General features: G+C 63.0%; 18 protein-coding genes. 12 read left to right on the top strand and 6 right to left on the bottom strand.

The window, feature by feature from the left end; all coding sequences use genetic code 11:
• Positions 1-29: 29 nt before the first annotated feature.
• Genes JFC13_RS14550 through JFC13_RS14525 form a run of 6 tightly spaced genes read right to left on the bottom strand, consistent with a single transcriptional unit; the run spans position 30 to position 3,530 of the window.
• Positions 30-386 (bottom strand): hypothetical protein, encoded by a 357-nt coding sequence (locus tag JFC13_RS14550; RefSeq protein ID WP_198397777.1) that lies wholly within the window; start codon positions 384-386, stop codon positions 30-32.
• Positions 383-961: a DUF2617 family protein gene (locus JFC13_RS14545; RefSeq protein ID WP_198397776.1), complete on the bottom strand. Its 579-nt coding sequence runs from the start codon at positions 959-961 to the stop codon at positions 383-385. The genes JFC13_RS14550 and JFC13_RS14545 overlap by 4 nt, the downstream gene beginning before the upstream one ends.
• Positions 961-1,578, bottom strand: a complete 618-nt coding sequence (locus JFC13_RS14540; protein ID WP_198397775.1) for a DUF4178 domain-containing protein — start codon at positions 1,576-1,578, stop codon at positions 961-963. Before JFC13_RS14540 ends, JFC13_RS14545 begins: the two co-directional genes overlap by 1 nt.
• 38 nt (positions 1,579-1,616) lie before the next feature.
• On the bottom strand, positions 1,617-2,642 hold the full coding sequence (locus JFC13_RS14535) for a GNAT family N-acetyltransferase (RefSeq protein ID WP_198397774.1): 1,026 nt from the start codon (positions 2,640-2,642) through the stop codon (positions 1,617-1,619).
• A 31-nt stretch (positions 2,643-2,673) separates the two neighbouring features.
• Positions 2,674-2,865 (bottom strand): hypothetical protein, encoded by a 192-nt coding sequence (locus JFC13_RS14530; RefSeq protein ID WP_198397773.1) that lies wholly within the window; start codon positions 2,863-2,865, stop codon positions 2,674-2,676.
• Entirely contained in the window at positions 2,862-3,530 is a 669-nt protein-coding gene (locus JFC13_RS14525) for a DUF1707 SHOCT-like domain-containing protein (RefSeq protein WP_198397772.1), read from the bottom strand. The genes JFC13_RS14530 and JFC13_RS14525 overlap by 4 nt, the downstream gene beginning before the upstream one ends.
• Positions 3,531-3,668: 138 nt before the next feature.
• On the opposite strand from JFC13_RS14525, the gene JFC13_RS14520 reads away from it, so the two are divergent.
• The 12 genes from JFC13_RS14520 to JFC13_RS14465 all read left to right on the top strand — a co-directional run bounded on the left by JFC13_RS14520 (position 3,669) and on the right by JFC13_RS14465 (position 18,300).
• Complete coding sequence (locus JFC13_RS14520; protein WP_198397771.1) at positions 3,669-7,010, top strand: DNA polymerase III subunit gamma and tau; 3,342 nt, start codon at positions 3,669-3,671, stop codon at positions 7,008-7,010.
• Positions 7,007-7,612: a recombination mediator RecR gene (gene recR / locus JFC13_RS14515; RefSeq protein ID WP_198397770.1), complete on the top strand. Its 606-nt coding sequence runs from the start codon at positions 7,007-7,009 to the stop codon at positions 7,610-7,612. Before JFC13_RS14520 ends, recR begins: the two co-directional genes overlap by 4 nt.
• Positions 7,613-7,837: 225 nt before the next feature.
• Positions 7,838-8,533, top strand: a complete 696-nt coding sequence (locus JFC13_RS14510; RefSeq protein ID WP_198397769.1) for a DUF2975 domain-containing protein — start codon at positions 7,838-7,840, stop codon at positions 8,531-8,533.
• Complete coding sequence (locus JFC13_RS14505; RefSeq protein ID WP_198397768.1) at positions 8,533-8,766, top strand: helix-turn-helix domain-containing protein; 234 nt, start codon at positions 8,533-8,535, stop codon at positions 8,764-8,766. The genes JFC13_RS14510 and JFC13_RS14505 overlap by 1 nt, the downstream gene beginning before the upstream one ends.
• 269 nt (positions 8,767-9,035) lie before the next feature.
• Positions 9,036-10,361, top strand: a complete 1,326-nt coding sequence (locus tag JFC13_RS14500) for an aspartate kinase (RefSeq protein ID WP_198397767.1) — start codon at positions 9,036-9,038, stop codon at positions 10,359-10,361.
• The gene (locus tag JFC13_RS14495; protein WP_198397766.1) at positions 10,358-11,410 is read left to right on the top strand and encodes an aspartate-semialdehyde dehydrogenase; all 1,053 of its coding nucleotides are present in this window, start codon (positions 10,358-10,360) and stop codon (positions 11,408-11,410) included. The genes JFC13_RS14500 and JFC13_RS14495 overlap by 4 nt, the downstream gene beginning before the upstream one ends.
• Positions 11,411-11,622: 212 nt before the next feature.
• Positions 11,623-12,582, top strand: coding sequence for a metal ABC transporter solute-binding protein, Zn/Mn family (locus JFC13_RS14490; RefSeq protein ID WP_198397765.1), 960 nt, complete (start codon positions 11,623-11,625; stop codon positions 12,580-12,582).
• Between the two features lie 2 nt (positions 12,583-12,584).
• Entirely contained in the window at positions 12,585-13,454 is an 870-nt protein-coding gene (locus tag JFC13_RS14485; protein WP_198397764.1) for a metal ABC transporter ATP-binding protein, read from the top strand.
• Positions 13,454-14,365, top strand: coding sequence for a metal ABC transporter permease (locus JFC13_RS14480; protein WP_198397763.1), 912 nt, complete (start codon positions 13,454-13,456; stop codon positions 14,363-14,365). Before JFC13_RS14485 ends, JFC13_RS14480 begins: the two co-directional genes overlap by 1 nt.
• A 131-nt stretch (positions 14,366-14,496) precedes the next feature.
• Complete coding sequence (locus JFC13_RS14475; RefSeq protein WP_198397762.1) at positions 14,497-15,465, top strand: metallophosphoesterase; 969 nt, start codon at positions 14,497-14,499, stop codon at positions 15,463-15,465.
• A 55-nt stretch (positions 15,466-15,520) separates the two neighbouring features.
• On the top strand, positions 15,521-17,872 hold the full coding sequence (locus JFC13_RS14470; protein WP_198397761.1) for a transglycosylase domain-containing protein: 2,352 nt from the start codon (positions 15,521-15,523) through the stop codon (positions 17,870-17,872).
• A gap of 272 nt (positions 17,873-18,144) precedes the next feature.
• Positions 18,145-18,300 (top strand): hypothetical protein, encoded by a 156-nt coding sequence (locus JFC13_RS14465; protein ID WP_096158366.1) that lies wholly within the window; start codon positions 18,145-18,147, stop codon positions 18,298-18,300.
• Positions 18,301-18,398 lie beyond the last annotated feature (98 nt).

The raw sequence follows: 18,398 nt of genomic DNA, 5'->3' as shown, positions 1-18,398 counted from the left end.
GCCGGTGCTGTCATTTGCCGCGAACGCTGTCATTTGCCTGTGCCGGGTCCGCCGCCGCGGAATCCCGAGCCGTCGCCGTAGTTCGATCCGACGCTGCTGGAGCCACCGCCGAAGAAGGGCAGGAAGAAGAATCCGCCGCCACCGCCCGAGCCGTCCGAGTCATCCGTGCAGCCATTCATGATGTTGCCGAGGATCAGGACGATGACGATGAGAATGACGACGGTGCCGCACCCGGAGCGCTTCTTCGGGCCGCCGGAGTTGTTGTTCGAGGGCCCGGAGCCGCGATTGCCCCCGGACCCGCGGTCTCCGCCGCCGGAGCCGCGCCCGTTCTCGGCGTCGAAGTTGAAGGAGCCTCCGCCCATGGAGACATTGGGATCGCGGCTCATGATCTCCTCCTCAGCTGACTGTGGCTGTGCACGATCTGTCGGTGCTGCGGATAGCAGTGCCAGCTCTGCCAGGAGACCTGCTCCGCTGTCATGTCCGTGAGCGCCAATGCTGTGAGCGCACCCGGTTCACCGGGGAAGTCGACGACGAGGTGACGGTCGTGGGCACTCGAACGGGCCACCACCTCGGCGGCGGCATCACTGAAGCTGCCGGCCACATCTGTGAGCTCGCATCGGAACTGATGTCGGGTGACACCCGACCAGGTTCCAGCAGTGGTGCGGGTCGTGTCCCAGCCAGGACGCTCATCCTCGCCGAGGCAGGCGAAGGTTTCGACGAATGAATCAGCGTCGTTCTCGCTCAGGATGACCTGGTGGGAGGAGCCGATGACGTGGAGTTCGAGACGCGAGCGCTCCTGCCCGTTCGACGACGGCAGGTCGATGAAGTCTGAGGCCAGAGGGGTGATGCGACCGTGGTCGAGGCTGAAGGTCAGCGCCTGGGCAGACGTATCGGCGAATGCCACGTCGACGCTCACGTGCTGGGTCGGCACCGGCTCGGTCAATGGGGGAGTGAGCGTCATCAGCTGCCCGAATAGATGGTGAAGGAGCCGACCGGGATCGATTCGCCGGTGCTCACTTCCCAACGGCCGTGGTCGAAGCGTTCGAAGGCGAGCAGCTTGTGGTCATCGGACTCGTAGTCGACGTAGTCCACGCCGCCCTTCTCATTGAGGCCGGTGGTGCCCTCGGAGCGGTAGGAGGCGGTCCCGTGCTCGACGAGTTTGTACTCGGTGCCCTCGATCGTGATGGTCTTGGCCTTGGGCTCGATGTCGAGCTCGGGGCGATCACTCCACCGGGAGACCTGCAGGTCGGGATCCTTTTCGACGGTCAGCCACAGGCGGGTGGCGGATTGGTCGGCCTGGAAGAAGTGCTCGGCCCAGTCATAGCCGCCCTCGGAGATGCGCAGGGTGCCGCGGACGAAGAACTTCTCATTGCCGAATTCGAGCAGGTCACCGGCCTTGATCGTTTCCGGATCCCCGCCGGTGTTCTGTTCGGGGGCGAACGGATCCTGCGGCCGGTGGGGTGCGGCCGCGTTCTCTTCGAACTTGCGGCGGCTCGCGGCGCGCCTGCGGACGATGATCACCGTGATGATGATGACGACGATGAACACCAAGACGGTGATGAGGATGTTGGAGGACACGGGTGCCTGCTTCACTCAGTTAGCCGGAACTTTCACACTCAACTGTAGTCGAAACGTCCCTCGAGCGCGGTCATGGAATCCGCAGAGAAGAAGCCGAGATCCCGGTTGAGCGCGTGCATCGGCCCGTTGCCCGCCGCTGTGTAGGTCTGGACCCATGAAGCCTGGGCAGCCTCCGGGACGTCGTGGAGCTGGCGCATGTTCGCGACCTTGAGTCCGCGTCCGATGCCGCGACCGCGATACGCACCCTCGACGAAGGTGTCCTCCTGGATGACGATGTCCGGTTCGTGGCGGGAGACCATGATCTCCGTATAGCCGACAGGGGCAGGGCCGCTGGAGTCGTCGTCGATGTGCGCGATCGAGCTGACGAGGATCCAGCCCTGCTCCGCCATCCGCTCCTCATGGGTGCGAATTGCGCTCGCACCGGCATGTTTGAGGGTGCGAGTGAGTTCGCCGACGGGGACATCCTCGTCCATCTGTTCACGCAGCCTCGCCCAATCCTTGACCGCTTCGTCCGGGCAGCCGCCGATCCATGAGGTGATCGACAGGGAAGGAGCGAGCGCTGTGGTCAGACGCGACTTCGCATCCGGGTTCTTGTAGCGGTTCGCATCGTCGTGCAGGTAGGCCGGCAGGTCGAGCAGGAGGCGATGTTCCTGGTTGCCGATGCGCAGCCTCTGGGCCTGAGCGAAGGCAACGCCTTCCGGGCAGTAGGTTTCGGTCTGGACCAGCTCCGTGCGCCCGCGCAGCAGTTCCTCGACGACTCCGGCTATCGAGGTGCCGTGACCCCGGCGCCGGCAGTCGGGCACAACCCCGATCTCGACATCGGCGGGAGCATCGGTGACGATGTTGATCTCCGCACCGCCGATGGCCTCCTCGCCGAGGTGGGCCAGGAGTGCAATGTCCACCTTGTCCGAACGCGGGTGGGCGAACTGGGTGAGGGTGGATTCGAGACTCTGCCACCAGGGTGCGGTTCGATCAGCAGTGTAGGCCTCACGCATGAGGCCGTGCCAACGCGTGAGCCCGTCGACATCGTCGGGCTCGATGCGGGTGATCCGGACATCGACCATGTCACGAGTCGACCATGGCCCGACACGGATTTCAAGGATTTCGGTGCGAGTCCCTGTCGTCCTCAGGTCCCGCCTCGGCGGGGGGATCGTCTTTGGGAAGGCGCGAGCCGATGTGCGCATCGGGACGATTCATCACCCGGTAGACGAGGAATGCACCCACACTGACGACCACGATGATGGTCAGGATGAGGAAGATGACCGCGCCGAGACCGGGTTCCATCACTTGGCCATCCGACGGCGGTCGAGGAAATTCGCGAAACGGGCGCGGAAGGAACCCATGCCGACCGAGCCGGTGACTCGGATGATCGGCTTGCTGCCCTCTGGGACGGCGTTGACCACGGACTTCACCGAACCCCATGATTTGGACAGGGAGTCGATGTTGACGGCCCAGTCATCGGGGATGACGACGATCACAGACCCCATACCGGCGACGACTTCGACATCGATGACCTCGAGGCCGGTCTCGACCTCGAGGAAGTTCAGTTCGATGTTCGCCCCTGTCGGGTGGCACCGGATATAGGGAGGGACCTGCCATTTGGCGCGGCGGAGCTCGTTCTCCCAGCCGGCCTTGACGACCAATGGCTCTCCTGTCTCAATGGCCTGCCCTGCGGGAGTTGATCGGGTGAGAGAGGTGCCGGGACGGAAGCGATCGGAGGGCAGATCGGTGGTGAGGTCGGAGAGGACCTCGTCGAGATCGATCGGGAACCGGGCTGCATGGACCTTCTCCATGCGCTCGTCGAGTTCCTCAACTGTGATCCGGCCGTCGCCGGCGGCTTCGCGCAGGACTTCGATCGCTTCGTCGCGCTCTTTGTGTCCGATGCGGTAGGTCTTCGCAGGGTCGTTTTCGGCAGGGGAGTTGTCGGGGGAATCGGGGGTGGAGTGGCTCATAGTCTCTATCGTGCCCGATTCACACTGCCGCTTACAACGGACTGCACCCGGCATTGGGTGCGGCGATGGGCTGCAGGTCACCATGGCGTCGAGGAGCGGTCCGTGTGTCGTGTCAGCCGTTGGCATTAGGCTAGGGGCGTGTCCACCGCACTGTACAGAAGATACCGCCCAGAGACCTTCGATGAGGTCATCGGTCAAGAGCATGTGACCGATCCGCTGAAGGCCGCGATCGAACGTGGCCGCATCAACCATGCCTATCTGTTCTCCGGCCCCCGAGGCTGCGGCAAGACCACCTCGGCTCGGATCCTGGCGAGGTGCCTCAACTGTGCCAAGGGCCCGACTCCTGTGCCCTGCGGCGAGTGCCCGAGCTGTGAGGACCTGGCCAACGGCGGCCCGGGATCCCTCGACGTCGTGGAGATCGACGCGGCCAGCCACAACGGTGTCGACGATGCCCGTGACCTGCGTGAGCGTGCGATCTATGCCCCGGCACGCGACCGGTACAAGGTCTTCATCCTCGATGAGGCTCATATGGTGACCTCGCAGGGCTTCAATGCTCTGCTCAAGATCGTCGAAGAGCCGCCGCCTCACATCAAGTTCATCTTCGCGACGACCGAGCCCGAGAAGGTCATCGGCACGATCCGCTCGCGGACCCATCATTACCCGTTCCGGTTGGTTCCGCCCGAGGCGCTGGGCAACTATATGGAAGATCTGTGCAACCGCGAAGGTGTGCAGGTCGCCAAGGGTGTGCTGCCGCTCGTCGTGCGCGCCGGCGGCGGTTCCGTGCGTGACACCCTGTCCGTCCTCGACCAGCTCATCGCCGGTTCGGGTCCCGACGGCGTCGACTACGCCGGAGCCATCGCACTGTTGGGCTACACTCCTGACTCCCTGCTCAGCGATATCGTCGATGCGTTCTCCGCCGGTGACGGCGGCGGGGTGTACCGGGCCGTCGAACGTGTCATCGAGTCCGGTCAGGATCCGCGTCGTTTCGTTGAGGACCTGCTCGAGCGCATGCGCGACCTCATCGTCATCAATGCTGCTCCCGAGGCCGCTCATGCCTTCCTGCCGGAGGTCCCTCCCGACCGCCTCGAACGGCTGACTCTGCAGGCCAGAGGGTTCGGTCAGGGCGAACTTTCGCGTGCCGCCGACCTTCTCAACCAGGGTCTGACCGAAATGTCAGGAGCAACCTCGCCGAGGTTGCAGCTGGAGCTGATCTGCGCGCGTATTCTCCTGCCCGGTTCGGGCCGCAGCCGTGATGCCGTGCTCAGTCGTGTCGAACGGATGGAACGTCGGATCGGCATGTCCGCATCCGGAACGGCCGCGAATATTCCGCCCGCCCCGCAGGATGGAGCGCAGGACAACACTGCCCAGCCGGTTGCCGGTGCCCAGCAGCGAGAAGCTGCGTCGTCGAGTTCGGCGCAGTCAGCTCAGTCACCTCAGGCGCAGCCTGCGCAGGCTCGCGCTGCACAGCCCTCAAGCCAAGCACCACATGATGATTTCGACGACCTCGCCGAGATGGCTGTCGCTGCGGAATCCATGCTCAACGAGCCACCGCGCTCGGCTCCAGACCCATCACCGTCAGCGAACGCAGCCGCAGAAGCGGAACCTCGCGAAGAGCAGCCCGTGGTCGAAACTGCACCGCAGGAGCAGACTGCCCAGGCGCAAGCACCCCAGAACCAGGCTCAGGCGCCTCATGATGAGGCGGGGCAGGCCCGACCTGCACCGGAACCTCGAGCGCAGCGTGAGCCGGAAGTCAGTGCGCCATCTCAGGAATCAGCCGCAGGCGCTGGCTCTGCTCCGGAAAGCGTCGCCGTGGCCGGTGCGGGCACCATCGGTGGCGAGATCGAAGCCATTCGACGGGCCTGGCCGAGCATCCTCGCGGCAGTCGAGAAACGCAGTCGCCTGACCAGGGCGATCATTGCTGCGAATGCGATCCCGCAGTCGTTCTCTGAGGGTGTCGTCTACCTCGGATTCAACAACGCCGGTTCCGTCCAGGGCTTCCAGCAGAGAGACCACGCAGCGAAGCTGGCGATGGCGATCAATGATGTCCTCGGTATCCAAGCTCGCATCGATATCGGTGACGTCGGTCGAATAGGTGGGAATTCGAGTCAGGCAGATGCCGGGCGCGGAAGCGGTGGCAAGGGAGCCTCGGCACCGGTGGCGAACGAGACCGCCGGCAATCGGGGGCAGACTCCCACACAGAGACGACCCAGCCCTCAGGAAGTCGCCGCGGTCGTCGGCACTCGCGAGGTCGACAAGCCGCAGGTTGATCACGAGAAATTCTGGGAGACCAGCGGCTCTCCTCAAGGTCCTTGGTCCGACGACGACGAGGAGGGAGAACAGCCGGCGTCCCACGAAGCTCCACAGTCACCGACTGACTCCGAACCCGACACCTCAACGGATGTACCCGTTCAGGCCGACGACGATTCAGGCAGCAACGCTGGACCAGCAGGAGAACCCGGCTCGAGTGAAGAATTCACGTCAGGTGAACAGCCCGGCCCGGACGGCCTCGCCAGGTCGGCCGATCAATCGCAACGGGTCGACGAGCCGGCGGCGTCCGAAGATCCAGAGGAATCTACAGAATCCCAGGGACTGTCGGAGTCCGACAAGCCGATGATCGACGAGCCAGCCCGGGAGGCAGCCGACCCTGACGATCCAGCGGCGGATTCGGATATCGTCGTGCCCGATCTCTCGGACGATGACTTCTTCAGCGGCCCTTCCGACCAAGCGTCCGATCAGCAATCGGAAGGTGATCCACTGGCGCACACCACGTCACCGGCGCCTACTACATCACAGGTGCCCACCACATCACAGACGACACCGTACGCACCCATGGAGTATGTGCAGCCACGGTGGGAGGAGCCGACCTGGCACGATGGGCCAAGTGCTGGCGACCCGAACGCTGTTGCCCCGAGCGCTGACGGCCGGAACGCCGGCGACCGGAACCTCGGTGGTTTCTCAGACGGCGAGGCTTCGTCGAACGATCCAATCGACGAGTCCACGAGTGCGGGTTCGGGAGCTGTGGAAGTCGGAGCGCTGGTGGTGCCTCCTCCAGAGGATGATGATCTCGACTTCCTCGGTGACTACGCAGATGGGGATATGGGACTGTCGGATTCTGCGGCACAGCCAACTTCGCAACCGCAGTCGCAGGCTCAATCGGCACAGTCCTCGCGACCTCAGGGACACGGGGGCGCGAAGCCATTCAAATCCCGCTTCGCCGCTTTGGCCGAGAAGCACGGAGGCGCCGCCCCACAGCAACCGGCCCAGACCGGAGCAAACGCGTACCCGCAGGATGCGAACGGCTCATTGTCCGGAAACGGTGCGGTGGACGACAGCGCAGGTGCTCAGGCCCAACGCTCCGGTGCCGACGAAGACGATTATGATCCGGAGACGGACCTCGACGTCTCGGAAGCTCCACAGATCGGCGTGGCCGTGATCGCACGCGTCCTCGGCGGCGAAATCATTGATGAAAGAGAAGTATGAGCGCGGTTTACGAAGGTGCCCTGCAGGACCTGGTCGAGGAATTCGGCAAGCTTCCGGGCATTGGCCCGAAGTCCGCGCAGCGGCTGGCGTTCCACATTCTCCAATCTGAATCCGCCGATGTCAGCGCCCTGGCTCAGGCCCTGACCGAAGTGAAGAAGCGCGTGCGCTTCTGCGATATCTGCGGCAATGTCTCTGAGGAGGCAGAGTGCACCGTCTGTCAGGATCCGCGTCGTGATCGTTCGATGATCTGCGTCGTCGAAGAGCCGAAGGATGTCGTCGCCATCGAACGCACCCGTGAATACAGGGGCCTCTATCACGTCCTCGGCGGCGCGATCGATCCCATGGCAGGAGTCGGTCCCGACAATCTGCGCATCAAAGAGCTGATGCCGCGTCTGCAGGACGGCGAGGTCAAGGAATGTGTCATCGCCACCGACCCCAACCTCGAGGGTGAAGCCACAGCCACCTACCTCGTGCGGCTGCTCAACTCTCTGGGAGTGACCGTGACCAGGCTGGCCTCGGGACTGCCCGTCGGGGGAGACCTTGAATACGCCGACGAGGTCACTCTCGGGCGTGCTTTCTCCGGCCGCCGCGAAATGGACTGATCTGACTCCACAGCTCCGCCTCTGCTGATCGTTTCCTCGGGTCAGTGCTCGTCTTCTGCCGTCAGCAGTCGTTCGATCCCTGTCCTTGACGCCATATCGATTATCGTGAAGTATATTGTTTATCGATATATCGACTAACGATAACCATTTGCGAGTCGATGCGGTGGATCTGGGCCGGAGACTTGACGTTCCCACCTGGACTCGCCACGAAGAGAAGGCAGGATCATGCCACAGGAAAACGGACGCAGCGAACTGCCCGAGGAGCCAGACGACACCGTCAGCGGAAGTCTCAATGGTCTCAAGGGTGGGATGAAGCGCGGAGACGGCCCTGCCAAACAGAAGGCCCTGGGCACGGGCTACGAACTCTGGGTCGGAATGGCGCTCGCGTTCTACGTGATCTTTGCCGTGACCGAGCTGGTCACAGGCCTCGCTCATGCGCAGATCAGGCTTCCGCTTGAATTCGAATCCGACGCGGCAGCCGCGCTCGATTTCCCGGGGGCGGAGGCAACGCTGAGTGGCTTGACTCAGATAACGGTGGCGACCACCGATCTGGCCACCGCGACGCTGGTGCTCCTTCTCATTGCGAAGATCGTTCTGACGCTCACCGCCGTCGTCGCCGCGGTCTCTATAGTGCCTGTGATCAGGGGCATCGCCAAGGGCGACCCGTTCACTGCTCGGTCGATCAAAGCGCTCGGGGTACTCGAGAGCGTCATCGCCGTCGGGTGGTTGGTGTACTTCGCTGCCATGGTGCTGGGCAGCAACATGGTCTCGCGCGACCTCGACATCGCCGATGACGTCGGCCCCGGCGTGACGACCGTCCAGGCGTTCGTGCTCTTGGGTGTCGTCGGTGGAATCGAGCTGCTGCGCCGCTGTTTCAAGTCGGGGCAGAAGGCCCAGGAAGAACTCGAGGGCCTCGTCTGATGGTCGAGGAATTCGAGTCGCTGCACGTCGTCTGTCATCTTGACTCGGTGCTGACGCAGAGAGGGCTGAGTCTGACTGAGCTCTCGAGGCGTGTTGATGTGTCCTTGGCTAACTTGTCGGTGCTCAAGAACAACCGCGCCAAAGCCATCAGATACTCCACGCTCATCGCATTGTGCCAAGTGCTCGATTGCCAACCTGGCGACCTTTTCACCGTCAACGTTCGGCCCGACTGAGACGAGCAGAACGCGTCACTGGCGAAACGCCCGCGATCGTTAGCAGCTCGGGGATCTCAGCGGATCCACGACGTAGAATCCGGGGACCTGGGCAGTGTCTGAATAACGGGCGAAGGTGAAGTGAAACGGCTGACCTCATACAATGGTCACGGTGCCGGAGAGCCGACACGGCTGAAATCCTGATCGATGCAAGCACGAGACAACCATGTTCGGAAGCATGGAATCGATCGCCCGGCACGGAACTTATCAGCGATAAGGAAGAGACTGCAGTGAGCATAGTCGTCCAGAAGTTTGGCGGGTCCTCGGTAGCCGATGCGGAATCGGTGAAGCGGGTGGCCAAGCGAATTGTCGAGAACCGTCAGGCCGGTCACGAAGTTGTTGTCGTGGTGTCGGCCATGGGAGACAGCACCGACGATCTCATCGACTTGGCCCAACAGGTCTCTCCGATGCCCCCAGCCCGTGAGCTCGACATGCTCCTCACTGCCGGTGAACGCATCTCCATGGCGGTTCTTGCCATGGCGATCGCCAACCTCGGCGAGGAAGCACAGTCATTCACAGGCTCCCAAGCCGGTGTCATCACCGACGAGCAGTTCGGCAAGGCGCGCATCATCGACGTCACGCCAGGCCGAATCCGCTCGGCACTTGACCAGGGATACGTGGCCATTGTGGCCGGATTCCAGGGAGTCAGCCAGACAGCGAAGAACATCACCACACTGGGACGCGGCGGATCGGATACTACCGCGGTAGCCCTCGCAGCGGCACTGGATGCCGACGTGTGTGAGATCTACACCGACGTCGACGGGGTCTTCACCGCCGACCCTCGCATCGTGCCGACCGCACACAAGATCGATGAGATCGGCTACGAGGAGATGATGGAGATGGCGGCTTCGGGCGCCAAGGTCCTCATGCTCCGGTGCGTCGAATACGCCCGCCGCTACAACGTGCCGGTGCACGTGCGGTCCTCATTCTCACGTAAGCAAGGCACCTGGGTGACTGACTCACCCATTCCTGAAGCCTTCCGGCCGACACGGGGAGCGAAGGCCCCGGCAGCGGAATCAGAAACGGAGTCCAACATGGAACAGGCAATCATTTCCGGAGTCGCCCATGATCGCTCGGAGGCCAAGGTCACGATCGTCGGTGTTCCCGACGTTCCTGGCAAAGCTGCCGAGATCTTCAACACCATGGCCGCGACGGAGATCAACATCGACATGATCGTGCAGAATATCTCCACTCGAGAACCGGCCAAGACCGACATCTCGTTCACCCTGCCGATGGACGATGGCGCCAAGGCGCTCGAGGCCCTCGACGCGGTGAAGGCCTCGATCGGCTTCGACCAGGTCCGCTACGACGACCAGATCGGCAAACTCTCTGTCGTCGGCGCGGGCATGCGCTCTCACCCCGGGGTGACCGCCATCCTGTTCGAAGCGCTGAGCGAAGCCCAGGTCAACATCGACATGATCTCCACCTCGGAGATCCGCATCAGCGTCGTCACGAGGGCAGACGTTCTCGACGACGCAGTCCGCGCCGCGCATGCCGCGTACGGACTCGACAGTGAAGCCGACGAAGCAGTGGTTTACGGAGGTACCGGACGATGAGCGTCAATATCGGAGTAGTCGGAGCAACAGGCCAGGTGGGCGGCGTCATGCTCGACCTGCTGGCAGACAACCCGGGATTCGAGATCAACAGCCTGAGGCTCTTCGCCTCGGCGCGGTCTGCGGGCAAGGTCATCGAGTTCAACGGTGAGAAGATCACCGTCGAAGATGCCGCCGAGGCGGACCCCAGCGGGCTCGACATCGCCCTGTTCTCCGCCGGTGGAGCCACCTCCCGAGCGCAGGCGGAGCGATTCGCCGCGGCCGGAGTCACCGTCGTCGACAATTCCTCGGCATGGAGATCCGATCCCGAGGTTCCGCTGGTCGTCAGCGAGGTCAACCCTGAGGCCATCGACGCGGTGGCCAAGGGCATCATCGCCAACCCGAACTGCACAACGATGGCCGCTATGCCGGTCCTCAAAGCGCTCGACAACGCGGCCGGACTCAAGCGGCTCATCGTCAGCACCTACCAGGCAGTGTCTGGTTCGGGTGTGAGCGGAGTCGAGGAGCTCGCCAGTCAGCTCGAAGCCGGGGTTGCAGATTCCCGCAAGCTGGCCCGCGACGGCAGCGCCGTGACCCTGCCCGCGCCGGACAACTACGTCGAGCCCATCGCATTCAACGTCCTGCCCATGGCAGGGTCTATCGTCGACGACGGTGAGCTCGAGACCGACGAAGAGAAGAAGCTGCGCAACGAGAGCCGCAAGATTCTCGGTAAGCCGGATCTCCTCGTAGCCGGCACCTGCGTGCGCGTTCCCGTGTTCACCGGGCACAGCCTGAGCATCCACGCGGAGTTCGACTCCGAGATCACCCCGGCCAAGGCCACCGAGGTGCTCGCTGAGGCACCCGGCGTCGAGCTTGATGACGTGCCCACACCGCTGAAGGCGGCCGGCAAGGACGCAAGCTTCGTAGGCCGCATCCGCGCCGACCAGTCTGCCCCGGCAGGCAAGGGCCTCGTCCTGTTCGTGGCCAACGACAACCTGCGCAAGGGCGCTGCCCTGAACACGGTGCAGATCGCCGCACTGCTGGCGAAGAAGGTCGAGTCACAGGCGGCCTGAGCAGTCGGATAGCCGAACCGAACGCCCGAGAGCCTTGCTCTCGGGCGTTCGACATTGCTGGAACGTCTTCAAGCTCGGAGTGGATCGAGCGAGGCGGGAGCACATAAACAAGTTGCTATATATAAATATTTATATTAGTGGTGAGTCTTCGGGCTGAGTAGTGTGAACGTCGTCGTCACACTCCTCCTCACCTACGCTCCGAAAGGCTCATCATGCGCTCTTCCCTACTCGGCTTCATATCCGGGGCAGCCGCCCTCACAGCTGTTGCCGCCCTGAGTGGATGCGGGGGACAGGCATCGGGGTCCACCGAGCTCTCTGTGGTCGCTTCGACCAATGTGTACGCCGACATCGTGTCGCAGGTGGCAGGCGACTTCGCGAAGGTGAGCGCTGTCATCGACGACCCCAACCAGGACCCGCATTCCTATGAGGCGACGACCCAGGACCGATTGAAGCTGTCGAAGGCCGATCTGGTGGTGCAGAACGGCGGCGGCTACGACTCGTTCATGACCACGATGCTCGAAGCCTCCGACGTCGACGTCGGTACCATCGATACAGTCTCGATCTCCGGCCTGCCCGGATCTGAAGGGGTCGGCAATGAGGGCCATGACCATGGTGACGAGGAAGCCCATGAACACGGGGAATTCAACGAACATCTCTGGTACTCCGTCCCCACGATGACGAAGCTCGTCGACGAGGTCGCAACCCACCTCGGCGAGGCTGAGCCTGAGCACAAGGATGACTTCGCAGCCAACGCGGATGACTATAAGAAGACGCTGGAGAAGCTGCAGTCGCAGATCGACGGCGCCAAGGCAGAACATAGTGGAGAGGAGGTCGCTGCCACCGAACCCGTGCCGCTGTGGCTGTTTGAGGACATGGGCCTGAAGAACATCACCTCCGATGAGTTCCTTGAAGCGGTGGAAGAGGGCAATGACGTGCCGCCTCTGGTGCTGAAGAAGGCCGAGGAGCAGATCTCCTCGGGCGAGGCGGTGCTGCTTGGGTACAATACTCAAGCGGCAGGTCCACAGGCAGAGCAGCTGAAATCCACGGCTGAGAAATCCGACGTTCCGGTCGTCGACCTCGGCGAGACGATGCCGGCCGATGCGCACTACGCGGATTGGATGGGCGACTACATCACCGAAATCTCCACTGCGCTCGAAGGACATGAACACTGAGAATGGCCACTGATTCCGACGCTTCTCCCGCGCAGACCGCATCCGCCGATCACCCTCCGGTGATCCGTCTGCGCGATGCCGAACTGCGATTCGGAGAGCGTGTGCTCTGGCACGACCTCGATCTCGACGTCGCGCCGGGGGAGTTCGTGGCGGTGCTGGGCCCGAACGGGACAGGAAAGACTTCGCTGCTCAAGGTGCTGTTGGGCCAGCATGCGCTGTCCACCGGCTCGGCTGAGATCAATGGCCGGAATGTCCACTCGGGGAACTCGGCCATCGGCTACATCCCCCAGCAGCGCGGAATCGACCAACACACCCCGATGCGGGGTCGCGATCTGGTGCGGATGGGCATCGACGGACACTGTTGGGGACCCGGCCGGTTCCTGAAGCGCCGCCGGCAGCTGGTCGATGAACTCCTCGAATCCGTCGGCGCCCGAGAATACGCGGACGCCCCAGCCGGGACCCTGTCCGGCGGTGAGCTGCAGCGACTGCGCGTGGCTCAGGCCCTGGCCAACGACCCCTCGGTGCTTCTCTGTGACGAGCCGCTGCTGTCCCTGGACATCCACCATCAGAAGGTCGTGGCCAACCTGCTCCATGAGCAGCGAGTCAAACGCAACACCTCAGTCGTCTTCGTCACCCACGAGATCAACCCGATCCTGCCCTACGTCGACCGCGTCCTCTACATCGTCGGCGGCCACTTCCTCGTCGGCACCCCCGCCGAGGTCATGACCACCCAATCGCTGACCCGACTCTATGGTTCCCCGGTCGAAGTCGTCCGGGTAGGCGGTCGGCTTATCGTGGTCGGCGGCGAAGCCGAATGCGTGGACCACCACGTCCACGAGGACGACATGAGCATAGAACGAGGTGCGATCTGATGTCGGCTCAGGAGATCTTCGGCAGCCTATTCACCTTCGAGGACTACGGCGAACTGGTGGCGCTGCTGACCAACTCGCTCATCGCCGCCGGACTGCTCGGCGTCGTCGGCGGCCTCATCAGCGTCTTCGTCATGGCCCGTGACATTCCCTTCGCTGTCCACGGCGTCTCCGAACTCTCGTTCGCCGGTGCCGCCTTTGCCCTCCTCATCGGCTTCGATGTGGTCGGCGGGTCCATCATCGGCTCAATCATCGCCGCACTCATCATCGGCATCGGTGGGGCCAAAGCCTCGGAGAAGAACGCCATCATCGGGGTGCTCATGCCCTTCGGGCTGGGCCTCGCGATTCTGTTCCTCGCCCTCTACGACGGACGTGCCGCCAGCAAATTCGGCCTGTTGACCGGGCAGATCGTGGCCATCACCCCGGGCCAGATCATGACCCTCGTCGTGTGCTCGCTGATCGTGCTCCTCGTGCTCGCCGTCATCTGGCGACCGCTCATGTTCGCCAGCCTCGACCCCGAGGTGGCACGTGCCAAAGGGGTCCCGGTGTCCGGGCTGACGATCGTGTTCATGCTCGTCCTCGGCCTGGCCGTGGCATTGAGCGTGCAGGTCGTGGGCGTCCTCCTGGTGCTGGCTCTGCTCATCACTCCAGCCGCGGCGGCCACCCAGCTCTCGGCCTCCCCGGTGTGGGTGCCGGTGTTCAGCGTCATCTTCGCGGTCACCGCCTCCGTCGGCGGCATCCTCATCGCACTGGGCTCGCCGGTGGTGCCGATCAGCCCATTCGTCACCACGATCTCCTTCCTCATCTACCTTGTCTGCAGGCTCGTGGGGCAGCGCCGGATGAAGCATCTGCATCGCCGCCGCACGGCCCGTGCCGCCGATGAACACGACAAGCCGGTCGCGTTCCCGGCCTGAGGTGCCGTTGGCAGTCTGTGATTGTGGGCTCGCGTTCGAGAACGCGCGAATCTTCGAACGGGAGCCCACTATGACGGAAGCTCGGGGGCCGGGTCCACGAGGGGATCCCGAGGCCGACTAGAGTTGGACGAATGAAGAAGCGTGCACTATTCGCCGGCGCCCTTGCAGTCCCCGCGGCGGCTGGAATCTGGGGCGCGGTCATCGAACCGCACCTCTTTACCGTCCGCCGCCACACTTTGCCGATCCTGCCGGCCGGTGCACAGAGCATCCGGATGCTGCACGTCTCCGATCTGCACCTGGCGCCCTGGCAGAAGCACCGGGCCGCCTGGGTCAAAGCGCTGACACGACTGGAACCGGATGTCGTCGTCAACACCGGGGACAACCTCTCTGCAGACATCGTGCCCACTGTCCTCGACGTCTTCGACGGACTTCTTGATGTACCCGGCGTCTTCGTCCTCGGATCCAACGACTTCTTCTCACCCAAGGCGAAGAACCCAGCCACCTACCTGCGGTCCCCCTCCGAGGTCAAGCACCGCACGGAGCCCGACCTCGACGTGAAAGCCCTGATCCGCGGGTTCGAGGCCAGAGACGAAACAGTCAGCGAAGTGTCGACCGGTGACACGCCCAGCAGCACCCGCGGGTGGCATTTCCTCGACAACGCCGAGGCGACTCTGACGATCCGTGGGACCCGCATCGACTTCTGCGGCCTGGGGGACTCCCACATCGACCGTGACCGGATCCAGCCCAGCGACGGTCAGGGCCGCGGCCCTGACGCGTTTGACTACCCTCGATTCGATTCTGAAGCTGGGGTGAAAGTCGGGGTCACGCATGCTCCCTATTCGCGGACGCTGGAGGCGTTCGCCTCGGCGGGGGCTGACCTCATCATGACCGGGCACACTCACGGGGGACAGATCCGGGTGCCCTTCTGGGGCGCGCCGGTGACGAACTGCGACCTCGATCGGACACGCGCGAGAGGCCTGTTTCCCTATCGAAAATCTCTCGTCGAAATCTCCGCCGGATTGGGTTTCTCGCCCTTCTCACCGGTGCGTTTCGCCTGCCGTCCCGAGGTCAGCCTGTTGACGCTCGTCCCTGGAGTCTGACGTTCTCAATGATTTTTGAGAACTTGCACAAGTCGTATTAGCTAAACTTGGTTTCATGGTGTCTCCTGAGTCAAATCCGAATCCGACCAAGACAGGCGCGTTTCTCCAGTTCGTCGCCGTGAGCGCGGTGGCGGGAATCGTCGCCGCCGGTCTTGCCATCCCCGGAGTCGGTGTAGCTACTGCCAGTGCAAACAGTGCCGTCGAGATCTTCAATTCACTTCCCGCGACCCTGGAGATCCAGGACCTGGGAGAGAAGTCGACGATGCTCGCCTCCGATGGTTCGGAGATCGCGGAGTTCTACTGGCAGAACCGAGTCGAGGTGCCTCTCGACGAGATCTCAGATCATATGCAGGACGCGACGATCGCAGTCGAGGACTACCGGTACTTCGAACACGGCGGCGTCGATATCGAGGGCATCGCGCGTGCAGCGGTGCACAATATGGTGTCCTCGACAACGCAGGGCGGATCAACGCTGACTCAGCAGTACGTGAAGAACGTGCTGGCGGAGAACGCCCATGCCGAAGCGGACAAAGAGGGCGTGTCAGCGGCCAAGGAGTCGGATGGCACGGCCGGCTATGCGCGTAAGCTCCGCGAAGCCAAACTCGCGGTGGCAGTTGAGAAGAAGTACGACAAAAAGGACATTCTCAACCGCTACATGAACATCAACAACTACTCCGGTTCACCCAACGCCTACGGCGTGCAGGCAGCCGCCCATAAGTATTGGGGCATCGACGCGAAGGACCTGAATATCGAGCAGTCGGCGATGCTCGCCGGCATTGTGCAGAACCCTTCGGCCTTCAACCCGCAGCGTTTCCCCGATCAGGTGAAGAAGCGCCGCAACACCGTCCTGGGGCAGATGCTCAAGTACAAGCACATCACTCAGAAGGAATACGACAAGGCGGTGAAGACCGACCTCGACCTCGATCTGCATGAGACGCCGAACGGCTGTACCTCGGCCAAGAGCAACGCAGAGTTCTTCTGCGACTACGTCGAAAACGTCATCAAGAATGACGACACCTTCGGCGAGACCGTCGACGAGCGTCTCGCCTTCCTGCAGCGGGGCGGACTGACGATCAAGACCAGCCTCAACCCAGACATTCAGAAGATCGCTGACAAGGAGATCAAGAAGCGTGTTCCTGTGGGCGATCCGTCCGGCGCCGGACACGCTCTGGTCACGATCGAACCGGGCACGGGCGAGGTCATCGCCATGGCCGAGAACCGCGAATACACGGTCGGCGAGGTCAAGAAGAACGAAAAGAACAAGAAGACCAGCATCAATTACACGGTCGACAGGAAGCACAACGGCGGTGGCGGATTCCAGGTCGGTTCGACTTGGAAGCCCTTCGTGCTGGCCACGTGGCTGAAATCCGGTCGCGGTCTCAACACCACGGTCAACGCCACCAAGCGCAACTTCCCTGCAAGTTCTTGGAAGTATGAGGGCTGTCCGAACATGGCCGGTGACTGGGACCCGAACAACGCCGGTGACGGTGAGGGCAAGGGCTCGATGACCGCGCTGGAAGCCACGAAGAAGTCGGTGAACACCGGTTATGCGGCTATGGGCAACCAGCTCAATATGTGCAAGATCATGGACACCGCCATGGACCTTGGAATTCGCTACGGCAGCGGCGAGAAGCTCGACTTCAAGAACAAGGCGGGCTTCATCCAGGCCCTGTCACCATCCTCGATTCTGGGCACGACGGAGACAACACCGATTGCAATGGCCGCGGCATTCGCGACCTTCGCGAACGAGGGCGAATTCTGCGGCCCGAAGCCGATCGTCTCCATCAAGGACCGCTCAGGCAAGAACATCGACGTGCCGGGAGAAGGCTGTAAGCGAGTCCTCGACAAAGAGGTGGCCAAGGGTGTCGCCTACGCTCTGACACAGACGTTCAACGGCGGTACCACCACCCAGCTGAAGATCGGAGCACCAGCAGGTGCAAAGACCGGTACGACGAACTTCGATGTCGGCCACACCTGGTTGCTCGGATTCACGAAGACACTGTCGACCGCGGTCTGGACAGGTGACCCGTCAGGTACACGCGACTGGAGAAACAACAGCGAGGGCGTTGTCCGCGGACACGTCTACGGTGCCACGATCTCCGGTAAGACCTGGCAGGCCTATATGAATGACGCGGTCAAGGAGACGAAGGGCAACACCGGATTCCCTAAGCCGAGCGGCAAGTACATGGGCGGTGGCGGCACCGGTGGCGGCGGCGGTGCCGGAGGCAGCGGCACCGGCGGCGGCCAGAACGGTGGTGGCGGCACCGGCGGCGGTGGCGGCAACAACGGCGGCGGTGGCGGCAGTAACAACGGCGGCGGCACCGGCGGTAACGGCGGCGGCGGTACCGGTGGCGGCGGTAACGGCGGAGACGGCGGCGGCGAAGCGCCGGGTCTCGGCGGCAACTGAGCACCGGACGTTCTGAGAGGAAGACCCTGAGAAACAGCGCCTGAGAGACAGTGGGGTGGGACGATCATCACGATCGCCCACCCCATTCTCGTCTCTCAGCGGTGTTCACACTGTGGCATGGCTGGCGGGAGGTGCACGGGTTCTCGGCTAGGGTTGGGAAGGACAGTGATCAGCCGGTCGCACTCCTGCAGAACGATCGGCTGTCGGTCCATGCAGACGCTCGTTCCGATGACGCATCGGGGACTCGGGCACACAGAGACTCAAGGAGAATCATGACCAAGTGGGAATACGTCACCGTGCCGCTCATCGTTCACGCAACGAAGCAGATCCTCGACCAGTGGGGCGAAGACGGCTACGAGCTTGTCCAAGTCGTCCCGGGCCCCGATAACAACGGCCTCGTTGCCTACCTCAAGCGTCCCAAAGCCTGAAGCAACAGCGCCTGAAGCACCACAAGCCTGAAGCAACAGTGCTTGCAGCAACAGTGCCTGCAGCACCACAAGCATGACGCATCAGAGTGTGGGCGCTC

The sequence above is a fragment of the Brevibacterium antiquum genome (assembly GCF_016107655.1).
GTDB lineage: Bacteria > Actinomycetota > Actinomycetes > Actinomycetales > Brevibacteriaceae > Brevibacterium > Brevibacterium antiquum.
This window is presented reverse-complemented; position numbering and strand designations above follow the sequence as displayed.